Here is a 13,133-nt window from a genome sequence, read left to right on the forward strand (position 1 = left end):
CGTGGCCGGGCGCGATGGTAGCGTCCGCTTATGGGGAACGCTCCGGAGCCAGCAGCAGCGGCTTCCGCGGCGTCCCCGCCCCCTCCTTCGCCCGCCGTGGCAGGCGCCCGCCGTCGGACGCTGCTGCTGCTGGGGGCACTGCTCGCGGTCGCCGTCGCGGTGGCCGTCGCGGTCGCGGCCTACATACTCCCCGGGCCCCGTCCCGGTGGCACCGGCCCGGCCGGAGCTACGGCACCGGCCGCCGCCCCCGCGGCCGCGACCGCGACGGCGGCCAGTCCCACGCCGGCGCCCACCCCCACGCCCACCCCGGAACCACCCGCCGTCGCCCTCAACATCCTGCTGATCGGGAGCGACAGCCGGGTGAATGAGCGGGCGGCGGCGGCCAACGGCACCACCTCCGACCAGCGCGGCGACGCCCTTGTGCTGATCCACCTCCCGGCGGACCGGAAGAGCGTCTACGGCATCTCGATCATGCGCGATCTTTGGGTAGACATCCCCGGCCACGGAACCGCGAAGGTGAATGCCGCGCTGGAACTGGGCGGACTGCCGCTGATGACGCGGACGGTGGAGGCGCTGCTGGGTGCGCACATCGACCACACGGTGATGCTGGATTTTCAAGGGTTCGCGGCCATGACGGATGCGCTCGGCGGTGTCGACGTCAACATCAAACAGTCATTCACCGCCACAGCAGATGACAAAGTGCACTTTCCGGCGGGCGTGAACCACCTCAACGGGCTGCAGGCCCTGGCCTTTGTCCGCGAGCGCCATGCCTTCGCCGATGGCGATTACCAGCGGGTCCGGAACCAGCAGACGTTCTTGAAAGCCGTGATGGCCAAGCTGGCTTCCGAAGGCGGCCTGGCGGACCGCGGCACCGTCCGCAAACTCATCAAGACGGTGCTGCCGCACGTGACCCTGGACGCAAGCTTCACCCTGGAGTCGCTGGAAAACCTCGCCTTCGGCCTGCGGAGCACGCCGCCGGGACGCGGCGTGTTCTTCACCCTGCCGACCGCCGGCACCGGGACCAGCCGGGACGGCCAGTCGATTGTCCTGAAGGACCCTGCCGCGACCGCAGCGCTCTCCGCCGCACTGCGCTCGGGAACGCTCGCCAGCTACGTGGCGGCCAACAATCTGCAGAACGGCAATTGAGGCGCCGCTCTTCGGTAGATTGGGTCCATGACCCAGACTCCCGCCCAGCCGTCCCCGCAGCCTCCCGTCGCCCGGAAAGTTCCCTCGGTGCGCACCCATCACGGCGACGCGTTCGAGGACAACTACGAGTGGCTCCGGGACAAGGAGTCCGCAGAGGTCGTGGACCTGCTCAAGGCGGAAAACTCCTACCAGGAGTCCGTGACCGCGCACCAGGAGCCGCTGCGCGAGGCGATCTTCCAGGAAATCAAGGGCCGCACCCAGGAAACTGACCTTTCCGTCCCGAATCGCAGGGACGGCTGGTGGTATTTCACCCGCTCGGTCGAGGGCAAGGAGTACGGCATCCACTGCCGCTTGCGCGGCCAAGACACCGGGGACCGCGTCGCGGACTGGACTCCCCCGGCCGTGGAGGCCGGCGTCGTCATCCCCGGAGAGGAAGTCCTCCTCGATGGCAACCTCGAGGCCGAGGGCAAGCCGTTCTTCGCCGTGGGCGGGGCCGCCACGACCATCGACGGCACCCTCTACGCCTACGCCGTGGACAACGCCGGCGACGAGCGCTTCACCCTGCGCATCAAGGACCTCCGCACCGGCGACTTGCTGCCGGATGTGATCGAGAACGTCTTCTACGGCATCTCCTTCTCCCCCGACGGCAGCCGGATCTTCTATACCGTGGTGGACGATTCGTGGCGGCCGTACCAGGTCAAGTCCCACGTGCTCGGCACACCCGTCGGCGAGGACACCGTCATCTACCAGGAGGACGACGTCGCCATGTGGCTCGGCTTCGAGCTCTCTGCCGACCGGCGGCACCTGGTGCTCAGCATCGGCTGCTCCGAGTTCAGCGAGACCCGCCTGCTGCGCTTTGATGACCCCGACGCCGGCCTGCGCACCGTGATCTCCCGCGACGACCGCATCCTCTACGAGGCCGAGCCGTTCCTGCTGGCGGACGCCTCGGGGCGGGGCCGGGAGCGGATCCTGCTCACGCACAACAGGGACGCCATCAATTCCATGGTCTCGCTGGTGGACCCGGCCGAGCTCGCAAAGCCGCTCGCCGAGCAGCACTGGGACACCGTCGTCGCCCATTCCGACCAGGTCCGGGTCAACGGCGCCGGCGTCACGTCGACCCACGCGGTGGTCTCCGTCCGCAAGGACACCATTGAACGGGTCCAGGTCCTGCCCCTGGCAGGACTGGGCACCCCGGAGCAGGGCGCCGCCGTGGAGCCTGCGTTCACCGAAGAGCTGTATACCGCCGGCGTCGCGGGCTCCGACTACGAGGCGCCCGTGATCCGGATGGGCTACACCTCCTACTTCACCCCGTCGCGGGTCTACGACTTTGTGCTGCCCACCCCGGAGCTCCCGGCCGGTGAACTCCTGCTGCGCAAGGAAAGCCCTGTGCTGGGCGGCTACACGCCGTCGGACTACGTCGCCACCCGGGAATGGGCGGTGGCGTCCGACGGGACCCGGATTCCGCTCTCGGTCCTCCGCCACGCCTCCGTCCGGCAGGATTCGACGGCGGCCGGTCTGGTGTACGGCTACGGCTCCTACGAAATGAGCATGGATCCGGGCTTCGGGATCCCCCGGTTGTCCCTGCTGGACCGGGGGATCGTGTTCGTGATCGCCCACATCCGGGGCGGCGGCGAGCTGGGCCGGCACTGGTACGACGACGGCAAGAAGCTGCACAAGAAAAACACGTTCACCGACTTCATTGCGGCCACGGACTGGCTCGCCGGTTCCGGCTGGGTGGACCCGGCACGGATCGCGGCGATGGGCGGCTCCGCCGGCGGCCTGCTCATGGGCGCGGTCGCCAACCTGGCGCCGGAAAAGTACGCGGCGATCGTTGCCGCCGTCCCGTTCGTGGACGCACTGACCACCATCCTGGACCCCGACCTGCCGCTCTCGGCGCTGGAGTGGGAGGAATGGGGCAACCCGATCACCGACCCGGACGTGTACGCGTACATGAAGTCGTACACGCCCTACGAGAACGTCCGTGCCGTGGCGTACCCGAAGATCGCCGCGGTCACCAGCTTCAACGACACCCGCGTGCTCTACGTGGAGCCGGCCAAGTGGGTGCAGCGGCTGCGCGAGGTGAACACCGGCGGCGAACCCGTCGTTCTGAAAATCGAGATGGAAGGCGGCCACGGCGGCGCGTCGGGCCGATACGTGCAGTGGCGCGAACGGGCCTGGGACTACGCGTTCGTCGCCGATTCCCTCGGCGCCACCGAACTGCTGCCCGGGGGCGGACTGAAGTAAGAACCCCATCGGTTGCTCCGTAGCCGCCCTTTTGGGCCTCCATTAGGGCACTTACGGAGCAATCGATGCGTTTTCCGGCCGGTCAGCGGGCTTTCCGGCGTTAATCCGGGAGCCCGCTACCGATATTTGGTCATCATGCTTACTATTTACTGGCATGATGGGCACTTCGACGTGGAACCCGTCCGCTGGGGGCGGGGCGTCGTAGGGCTTTGACCGGGCACTGGGTGCCGGAGATGGAGTTTGTTATGAACGTTGAGCAGGGAATGACCCCGTTGACTGATGATGAGCTGATGGCGCAGGGCGGCACGGCTCTCCCGGACAAGGAAGTCGCCTCCGTCCTGGACCTGAACGCCGACCTGAACCTCGGGATCAGCGCCGCGGCGCCGATCGACCTCGGCATCGCGGCCAACGCCAACGTGGCCGCCCCGATTGACGCAGGCGCTTCGGCTAACGTCCTCTCCGTCGGATCCGAGTCCCAGGCCCTCGCCGACCAGGGCACCATTATCAACCAGGGCGTCACGGGCGATGCCACGGCAGACTCCACCCAGGACAGTGTCATCGACCAGGGCACCGGTGCGGATGCTGGAGCCACAGCAGGTTCTGCCGCAGCGCCTGCCGCCACCGATGCGGCCACGCCTGCCGCCACGGCCGATCTCGGCGGCGCTGTACCCGCCGGCACGGTACCCGCCGATGCCACCGGCGTCTTGCCGGATGGCACGGCCCCGGACCTGGGCGGTGCGCTGCCGACGGACGTGGGAGCCGCCGCCGGCGCCGCGGGTGCCCTCAGCGGCAACCTGCTCAACGTCGATGTGAACCTGGACGCCAACGCTGGCATCGCGGCACCGATCAATGGTGCGGTGGCCGCCAACGCCAACGTGGCCGCGCCGATCGACGCTGCCGTCGGCGCCAACATCGGCTCCATCGACAGCAACGCGTTCGCCGTCGCCCAGCAGGATGCCATCATCAACCAGGACATCCATGGCGACGCTACGGCGTCGGCTGACCAGCAGTCCGACCTGAAGCAGTAGCACCTAGATGAGCACTGTGCACGGAGGGCCGTCCGGTCAGGACGGCCCTCCGGCCCTGCCTGCCACCGGCGGCGCCACATCCGCCGCCGCATCGCCCGACGCCGGCGCACGCGCACGCGGCGACGCTGCCGGCCCGCCGTCGTCCGCCGCGGTCGGCCTGCAGCCGGTTCCGGTGCGGGCCGCCGGCGTCCAGCTAATCGGCGAGGCGAAGGGATCCGGTTACAAGGAAGCCCCGTCCCTCGTGCGCCGTTCCGACGGCCAGACCATCCAGCTCACCCGACTGCTGTACCTGGTGCTCGAGGCGATCGACGGCGAGCGGGGCCTGGAAGAAATCGCCGGGCACGCCAGTGACAGTTTCGGACGGCTCGTCAGTGCCGAGAACGTCCGCACCCTGATCACTTCCCAGCTGCTCCCCCTCGGCCTCCTGCAGCTGGCGGACGGTTCCGAGCCCGCGGTAAAGAAATCCAACCCGCTGCTGGGTATGCGCTTCCGGTACTCGGTGACCGATCCGGACCGCACCCGGAAGATCACCGCGCCGTTCGCCACGCTGTTCAACCCCTTGATCGTGGTGGCCGTGACCGCGGCCTTCCTGGCCACGTGTTGGTGGGTGCTGATGGTCAAGGGTCTGGCATCGGCCACGCATGAGGCCTTTGCCAACCCCGGACTGGTGCTTTTGATCCTGGTGGTCACGGTGCTCTCGGCCGGTTTCCATGAGTTCGGCCACGCCGCCGCCGCCCGCCGCGGCGGGGCCACCCCCGGCGCCATGGGGACCGGCCTGTATCTGATGTGGCCGGCCTTCTATACAGACGTCACGGATTCCTACCGGCTGGGGCGCGGCGGCCGGCTGCGCACGGACCTCGGCGGACTGTACTTCAACGCCATCGTGGCCGTCGCGATCATGGGCATCTGGTGGGCCACCGGCTTCGATGCGCTGCTGCTGGTGGTGGTCACCCAGATCCTGCAGATGGTCCGGCAGCTGATGCCGCTGGTCCGCTTCGACGGCTACCATATCCTGGCCGACGCTACCGGTGTCCCGGACCTGTTCCAGCGCATCAAGCCCACGCTGCTGGCCCTGGTGCCGTGGCGGAAGACAGATCCCGAAGCCGGGCTCCTGAAGCCATGGGCGCGGGCCGTGGTCACCATCTGGGTGCTGGTCACGGTCCCCCTGCTGCTCTTCAGCATGGCCACCATGGTGCTCACCCTGCCGCGCGTCCTGGGCACCGCCTGGGATAACGGCCTGAAGCAGCAGGCCATGCTTTCCCACAGCGTCGCCACCGGGGACCTCGCCGACGCCGCCGTCCGGGTGATCGCGATCGCCTGCCTGGCGCTGCCGGTGCTGGGCATCTTCTACATCCTGTTGCGCCTGGTCCGCCAGCTGGCCACCGGCCTGTGGCGCAAGACCCGCGGAAAGGCCCTCCAGCGTGCCACCGCCATCGTTGCGATCGCAGCGGTGGCGGCGGGCCTCGCCTGGGCCTGGTGGCCCGGAGCTGACACCTACCGCCCGGTCCAGCCCTACGAGCGCGGCACCCTGGCCGACGCCACCACCGCCGTCTTCCCGGCCTCCGCCGCGTCCCGGATGGCCGAGGGCCAGTCGGGAACGACCGTTGCCCTGTGGCCGGAGGGCGCCCGGCGGCCCACACGCGAGGACCCGCAGCTGAGCATGGTCCTGGTGCCCCGGCAGTCCGGCACGGCCAGCACGGCCGGCCCCGCACCGGCGCCGGCTGCCCCTTCCTGGGTCTTCCCCTTCGACAAGCCGGCCGCTCCGGAGGGCGACGGCAACCAGTCGCTCGCGGTCAACACCACTGACGGTTCCGTGGTCTACGATGTCGCCTTCGCCCTGGTCTGGGCCGAGGACGGTGACACCGTGGACACACGGAATGAGGCCTACGCGTTTGCCAGCTGCGCGGACTGCGCCGCCGTGGCGGTGGGCTTCCAGGTGGTCCTGATTGTGGGACAGACCGATGTGATCGTTCCGGAAAATCTCTCGGCGTCGGCGAACTATAACTGCGTCCGGTGCCTGACCTACGCCTTGGCCAGCCAACTTGTCCTGACCCTGGATGGGCCCCTGAGCAGCGACGGCACGGCCAGGCTTAACGAGCTGTGGCAGGAGATCGCCGCCTACGGCAAGGACCTGCGGAACCAGCCACTCTCGGAGATCCAGGGCCGGCTCAGCGCGTACAAGGAACAGATCATGGCGGTCATCAAGGCCGATCCGAGCGCCACCCCGGCCGGGTCCGCCGGTACAGCCCCGACGCCGGGCGGCACTCCTGCCGCCACGCCTGGTGCCGGTACCGCTGCCACGCCCGGTGCCGGTACCGTTGCCACGCCCGGTACGACGTCGGGAGCCACTGCCGAAACCACCCCCGGCAGCACGCAGGCCCCGGCCCCGGGACCCACAGGAGCCACGGCGCCGGGTGACGGTACGACGTCGTCCGGTCCCGCCCCGGGCTCCGGTGCCACGGATCCGGCAGGGCAGCAGCTGACGCAACCCGCGGCTCCCGCACCGGGCACGGTCTCACCGGCGCCGGCATCCACCGCGCCGCCGGCACCCTAAGGCGAGGACCGATTTTGGGTCCGAATCGGGTTCGGGTTGGGCCCGAATCGGTTCCGAATTGACGCAGATGGCCGGAATGAGGACTTCATTCCGGCCATCTGCGTCAGATCGGCGTCTCGCCAGACCGCTACCCGTGAGATCGCTGCCCCGTCAGGTCGGTACTTCCCTTAGATGGCGCTTCCCTACGCCGTCGGCCGCTGGATACCTGCTGCCGGGCCTTCCATTCATCCGCGGGGAAGGTGTACACCATTTCCGTGGCCCGTTCGTCCTTGTAGTGCCACCTGCCGTGATTCCAGGCCCAGCCCGGGCCGGTGAACCCGGCACCCGGAGCACCCAGCGCCCAGCACCCAGCACCCAGCACCCAGCACCCAGCACCCAGCACGGAGAGGCAACACGATGAGACTAACGCTGACAGAGTTCCTCACATTGGACGGCGTGGCGCAGGGTCCTGGATCGCCCGAGGAGGATACCAGCGACGGCTTCTCACAAGGAGGTTGGTTCGTCCCCTACCTTGACGAGGAATTCATCCAGCAGGCGGCGCACTGGCTGGGTGAGGCGGATGCGTTGCTGTTCGGCCGCCGGACCTACGTCAACTTTGCGAGGGACTGGCCGAGAATCACGGACCCTGATGATCCGTTCTCTGAGAAGATGAACGGTTTGCCGAAGTACGTGGCCTCGCAGAGCCTGGCGCAGGCTGGTTGGGCGCCCACGACCATCCTGTCCGGGGACGTCCCCGCACAGGTCGCTGAGTTGAAGAGGCAGCCCGGCAGGGAGTTACAGATCCACGGGAGTGCCCGGCTGGCCCAGTCGCTCCTGACGAAGGGGCTGATCGACGAACTGAGGCTGGTGATCGCCCCTGTGGTGGTGGGTAACGGCAGGCAACTGTTTCCGCCCGGAGGCGCCCCGGCGGGCCTGCGTCTGGTCGGCAATGAGGCGACGCCGGGCGGACTCGCGATTCTTGTCTATGAGTCGGCAGGGCTTCCGACGTACGGGACCTATGAGCCTGGTTCGTCCGGCACCTGAGGCCCGTGGTTGAGCTTGAGGCCGATGGTTGAGTCGGCCGCTACGCTGCACCAGGCGGAGGTGCCCGGGTTCAAGCGCCGGACAAGGTCAGCGGGCCTGCCACTCGTCCGCGAGGATGGCGTACACCACCTCCGTGGCCCATTCGCCCTTGTAGTGCCATTTGTCCACCTGCCGTGATTCCAGGCGCATGCCGAGCCGTTCACAGAGTGCCGCCGAGGCCGTATTCAGGGCATCGAGCTTGGCGTCGATGCGGTGGAAGCCCAGGTCCTCAAAGCCGAGCTTCAGCAGTGCCCGGGCGGCCTCGCTGGCAATGCCCCGTCCCCGCGCCTCCGGGGCCAGGCTCCAGCCGATCTCGGCCTGCCCGCACCCCTCCAGCCACTTCAGCACCACCTCGCCGAGGAGCCCGGGCGAATCCTGGGCCTCAATCGCCAGGGCCACCCAGTCACCCTCCTTCTCGAACTCGAAGTTGGCGTATCGCCCCACCGTTTCCATCGACTGGGTGTAGCTCTTGGCCTCGCGGGGCAGGAACCGGGCGGTTTCCGGGAGCGAGTGGTAGGCATGGAAGGCATCGAGGTCGGCAGCTGCAAAACGCCGCAGCACCAGCCGCTCGGTGCGGATGGGCAGCGGAGGCAGCGGCTTGGGTTCATTCATGTCCCCAACGCTACCCACCGCTGCTCCGGAAGCGCCGTTTTGCGCGGCCAAAAGGGCGGCTACGGAGCAACGGAGGCCTGCGCGACGACGGCGGCCGTTGCCTCCGCGATCGCCCGTTCCTCGTCGGTGGGAACCACAAGGACCGGCAGGGCCGACGTCGGGGTGGAAATGACGCGGGGTTCCCTGGACCGTTCCCGGTTCAGCCCGGCGTCGAGCTCGACGCCGAGGGCACCGAGCCGCTGCGCCACCAGGTTCCGGAACTGGTGCGAGTTCTCGCCGATTCCGGCCGTGAACACAAGGGCCTTCGCGCCGCCCACGGCCACGTGGTAGCCGCCGATGTACTTCGCGAGCCGGTAGGACGCGACCGCCAGGGCCATGGCCGCCTTTGCATCGCCGGCTTCCGCGGCCTCGACCACGGAGCGCATGTCGTTGTTGCCGGCCAGGCCTTTGAGCCCGGACTGCCGGTTCAGCATCGAATCCAGGTCCTCGGGTGACCATCCGTTCCGGCCGAGGAAGACCAGGATGGACGGGTCGAGGTCGCCGGATCGGGTGCCCATGACGAGTCCCTCGAGGGGCGTGAATCCCATGGACGTGTCGATTGACTGGCCGCCCCGGATCGCGGTGACCGAGGCGCCGTTCCCCAGGTGGGCGATCACGGCGTCGAACTCCTCGACCGGAACGTCCAGCAGCGCCGCCGACCGGTGCGCAACGTATTCGTGCGAGGTGCCGTGGAAGCCGTAGCGGCGGATCCCATGGTTCGTGTAGAGCTCGTCCGGCACCGCATAGCGCCAGGCGTGCTCAGGCAGGGTGCGGTGGAAGGCGGTGTCGAACACGGCCACCTGCGGCAGTTCGGGCCACTTCTTCGAGATCGCGCGGATGCCAAGGACGTTGGCGGGGTTGTGCAACGGGGCGAGCGGGTTCAGCCGCTCAATGGCCCGGGTGATCTCGTTGTTGACCAGCACCGGCTCGGCGAAGCGCTCCCCGCCGTGCACCACGCGGTGGCCGACGGCATCCAGTACGCGGTCCCCCAGTGCGTCGTGGATGGCCGCGTCCACTTGTTCCAGCGCCTCGGCGTGGTCGCGCGGGCCCTCGATCTGGCCGTCGCCCTCACCGCCGGCACCCATGCCGATCTTCTCGACCAGGCCTTCGGTGAGCACGCTGCCGGCCTCGACGTCGCGCACCTGGTACTTGAGCGAGGACGAGCCGGAGTTGATGACGAGCACGAGCATGGGGCCTCCTAAGCCTTGGCTTCGACGCTACCCGAGGGTGCGCCGGGACTGGCATCACGCCGGAGCCTGGCCGAGCGCTCCGTGGGATCCACTATAAATTGCCGGACCAAATTTGCCGGAACGCCAGTGGCGCCCATCCGTTGCGAAAGCCAGTCCGTTGCGAAAGCCTGGCCGGGCGCCTAGAGTCGGCGGACCAACTGGACAACTCACGAAGGGGATTTCCATGACTGACGACGCGACCCAGCCGGAGGGCACCGAACCAGCGGGCACCGAACCCGCCAGCGGTTCCGGTAAACAGGATCCCACCGGCGTCGTCGGCGCGAACCCGGCCCTGGACGACACAGGAAACCCCAAAGCCGCCGAGGTCGGCGAAGCGCCCGAGGCCCCCGAGAATCTGGAGGACCTGGATCTCACGCCGGCGGGCCTGGCCGATGAGCCGGCCAAGGAGGAAGACCCCGAAAGTCCGGCGAAGCCGGAAAACAGCTGACCAGGAAAACAGCGAAGCCGGAAAACAGCTGACTATGCGCGGGCAGCCGCAGGTTCCGGCTCGGTAGCGGGCTCCACGGACTGCGCCTGCACGGCGGTGATGGCCACCGTGTTCACGATGTCCTCCACGGTGCACCCGCGCGAGAGGTCGTTAACCGGCTTGCGGAGGCCCTGCAGGACCGGCCCGACGGCGACCGCACCCGAGGACTGCTGCACTGCCTTGTAGGTGTTGTTGCCGGTGTTCAGGTCCGGGAAGATGAACACGGTCGCCTGCCCTGCCACGGACGAGCCCGGCATCTTGGACGCGGCGATGGCGGCGTCGACGGCGGCGTCGTACTGGATGGGGCCTTCAACGGCGAGATCCGGCCGGCGGTCCTTCACGACTTCGGTGGCCTGCCGGACTTTGTCCACTGCTTCCCCGGTCCCGGATCCGCCGGTGGAGTAAGACAGCATGGCCACCCGCGGCTCCACGCCGAACTGGGCTGCGGTCTCGGCTGAGGCCAGCGCGATATCCGCCAGCTGCTCCGCGTTCGGGTCAGGGTTGACCGCGCAGTCGCCGTAGACCAGCACCCGGTCCGGCATCAGCATCAGGAACACCGAGGAGACGATTTTTACGCCGTCCCGGGTCTTGACGAACTCCAGCGCGGGCCGGATGGTGTGAGCCGTGGTGTGCGCGGCGCCGGACACCATGCCGTCCACCACGCCGAGCTGCACCATCATGGTGCCGAAGTAGCTGCCGTCGAGCATGACTTCCAGCGCCCGGGCCTGGTCCACGCCCTTGTGCGCCCGCAGCTCCGCGTACTTCTGGGCAAACTGCTGGCGCAGCTCCGACGTCGCGGGGTCCACGATGCTCATGCCGGAGAGGTCGATGCCCTGGGTGGACGCCAGCTCCCGGACCGCCGACTCATTGCCCAGGATCGTGAGGTCGCAGACGTCCCGCCGGTGCAGAATTTCGGCGGCCCGCAGGATCCGCACGTCGGTCCCCTCGGGCAGGACAATGTGCCGGCGCTGCAGCCGGGCCCGCTCAATGAGGTCGTGCAGGAACCGCAGCGGCGTCATCCGCTCCAGCCGCGGCAGGTGCAGCCGCTCCACCAGCTCGGCCTCGTCCACGCGCTTAGCCCACAGCCCCACGGCCGAGGCCACCTTGCGGCGGTGCCCCGACCAGATCTCGCTGCGGACCTCGGACACCCGTTTGGCGGTGGTGTAGGTATCGTCCGGGGCCGCGAACACGGGGAATGGTGCCTGCGCCAGCAGCGAGTAGATGTTGGGGTCCGGGGCCAGGCCGCCGGTGAGGATGAGCGCGGACGGCACCGGAAACTCGGGCGAGAACGACGACGCGAGGCACGCGACCATCACGTCCGCACGGTCACCGGGGACGATCACGAGGGCGCCGTCGTCGAGCACGTGCAGGAAGTTGGCCACGTTCATCGCCGCCACCTTAATGGAATGGACGTCGCGTTCCATGTCCTGCCGGCCGGCCACTTGGCGGATCCCGAGGGCCGAGGCCACCTCCCCGGTGGTCGGCCGTGCGATGTCCTCCAGCTCGGGGAAGACGTAGACGGGGCGGCCGGACGCGCCGGGCTTCACGGCGGCGACGATCCCGTCCACGTCCTCCGGGTCGGCGCGGTTCACCATGATGGCCAGGAGGCTGCAGTGTTCCGCCGCCAGTTCCTTGCGGGCAACCTCGACGGCGTCGGCAGCCTCCGCGACGGTCCGCCCCTTCGCGCCCACCACGGCGACGATCGAGGCGGCCAGGTTGTTCGCGAGGCGAGCGTTGAGGTCGAATTCGACGGCGGCATCCTGGCCGGTGAGGTCCGTCCCCTCCACAATCACCACGTCGCAATGGCGGGACATTTCGGCGAAGATCTCCACGCAGCGGGCGTCGATCTCGGCCCTGTTTCCCTCGGCCAGCAGCCCGCGGACCTCGGCAAACGTCAGGCCGCCGCGGCAGCGCTGGTCGTCAAGATCGAACCGGGCCTTCATCAGCGCCACCATCGGGTCCGCCGCGGCGTCGTTGCCGTGAACCACAGGCTTGAAGAAGCCGATCCGGTCCGCGTGCCGGTGGAGGGTGTCCGCCAGCCCCAGCGCTATGAGGGACTTGCCGGAGCCCGGGGTGGTCGCGCTGACGTAAATTCCTTTGGCCATGTGTCCCAGCATACTTACACCCCTTGACAGCGGGCACCCACATGGGATTACCTAATGAACATTCGGTAAATAAAGCTGGAGGCAACGACGCATGGCTGAACTGACGGTTTCCGGGGGCACCCACCCCATCCTGAAAGACGACTACGCCTCGGAATGGATGGGCATCGAAGTCCTGGCGCTGGACGACGGGCATGCCACGATCCGCATGACGCTCCGGCAGGAAATGCTCAACGGCTTCGGCATGGCCCACGGCGGAATGATCTTCGCCTTCGGCGACACCGCCTTCGCCCTCGCCTGCAACCCGGCCAACCCGCTCCCGGGCGAGGACTCCAGCATCACGGTTGCTGCCGGCGTCGACATCAACTTCCTGAAGCCCGCCTTCCGCGGACAGGTGCTGACCGCCGTCGCGAACCGCCGCGCCAGCACCGGACGCAGCGGGCTGTACGACATCCAGATCTACGCCGCCGACTCTGGCGCGGGCATCCCGGCGGCGGCACCGGCCGGCGCGGCCCCCGCAGCAACCCTTCCGGGCCAGCTCCCCACCGATACCGCTACCGACGCCCCTACGTGGGAACTCATCGCCGAGTTCCGCGGCCGCAGCCGCACCATCTCCAAGAAATAGAAACA

10 protein-coding genes are annotated in these 13,133 nt (G+C 68.5%); 7 read left to right on the plus strand and 3 right to left on the minus strand.

The features are described from left to right. Nucleotides 1–30: 30 nt before the first annotated feature. From ARTB_RS19070 to ARTB_RS19090, 5 genes are all read left to right on the plus strand, one after another. The gene (locus ARTB_RS19070) at nucleotides 31–1,146 is read left to right on the plus strand and encodes an LCP family protein (RefSeq protein ID WP_243181903.1); all 1,116 of its coding nucleotides are present in this window, start codon (nucleotides 31–33) and stop codon (nucleotides 1,144–1,146) included. A 27-nt stretch (nucleotides 1,147–1,173) separates the two neighbouring features. Next, nucleotides 1,174–3,390, plus strand: coding sequence for a S9 family peptidase (locus tag ARTB_RS19075; RefSeq protein WP_243181904.1), 2,217 nt, complete (start codon nucleotides 1,174–1,176; stop codon nucleotides 3,388–3,390). Between the two features lie 245 nt (nucleotides 3,391–3,635). Further along, entirely contained in the window at nucleotides 3,636–4,418 is a 783-nt protein-coding gene (locus tag ARTB_RS19080; RefSeq protein ID WP_243181905.1) for a peptidoglycan-binding protein, read from the plus strand. 7 nt (nucleotides 4,419–4,425) lie between these two features. After that, on the plus strand, nucleotides 4,426–6,972 hold the full coding sequence (locus ARTB_RS19085; RefSeq protein ID WP_243181906.1) for a hypothetical protein: 2,547 nt from the start codon (nucleotides 4,426–4,428) through the stop codon (nucleotides 6,970–6,972). A 396-nt stretch (nucleotides 6,973–7,368) separates the two neighbouring features. After that, complete coding sequence (locus tag ARTB_RS19090; protein ID WP_243181907.1) at nucleotides 7,369–7,995, plus strand: dihydrofolate reductase family protein; 627 nt, start codon at nucleotides 7,369–7,371, stop codon at nucleotides 7,993–7,995. 87 nt (nucleotides 7,996–8,082) lie between these two features. Here ARTB_RS19090 and ARTB_RS19095 read toward each other — a convergent pair whose 3' ends face one another. Together ARTB_RS19095 and ARTB_RS19100 are read right to left on the minus strand one after the other, a co-directional pair. Continuing rightward, nucleotides 8,083–8,646, minus strand: a complete 564-nt coding sequence (locus tag ARTB_RS19095; RefSeq protein ID WP_243181908.1) for a GNAT family N-acetyltransferase — start codon at nucleotides 8,644–8,646, stop codon at nucleotides 8,083–8,085. A 59-nt stretch (nucleotides 8,647–8,705) separates the two neighbouring features. Beyond that, entirely contained in the window at nucleotides 8,706–9,875 is a 1,170-nt protein-coding gene (locus tag ARTB_RS19100; RefSeq protein ID WP_243181909.1) for an acetate kinase, read from the minus strand. A gap of 223 nt (nucleotides 9,876–10,098) precedes the next feature. On the opposite strand from ARTB_RS19100, the gene ARTB_RS19105 reads away from it, so the two are divergent. Beyond that, nucleotides 10,099–10,362: a hypothetical protein gene (locus tag ARTB_RS19105; RefSeq protein ID WP_243181910.1), complete on the plus strand. Its 264-nt coding sequence runs from the start codon at nucleotides 10,099–10,101 to the stop codon at nucleotides 10,360–10,362. 32 nt (nucleotides 10,363–10,394) lie between these two features. On the opposite strand, the gene pta is transcribed toward ARTB_RS19105, so the two are convergent. Further along, nucleotides 10,395–12,506, minus strand: coding sequence for a phosphate acetyltransferase (pta, locus tag ARTB_RS19110; RefSeq protein WP_243181911.1), 2,112 nt, complete (start codon nucleotides 12,504–12,506; stop codon nucleotides 10,395–10,397). 91 nt (nucleotides 12,507–12,597) lie between these two features. On the opposite strand from pta, the gene ARTB_RS19115 reads away from it, so the two are divergent. After that, entirely contained in the window at nucleotides 12,598–13,128 is a 531-nt protein-coding gene (locus ARTB_RS19115; protein ID WP_243181912.1) for a hotdog fold thioesterase, read from the plus strand. The last annotated feature ends 5 nt before the right edge of the window (nucleotides 13,129–13,133 follow it).

Origin of the sequence: Arthrobacter humicola (assembly GCF_022803015.1) — a bacterium.
In the GTDB taxonomy this organism is placed as follows: domain Bacteria; phylum Actinomycetota; class Actinomycetes; order Actinomycetales; family Micrococcaceae; genus Arthrobacter; species Arthrobacter humicola_A.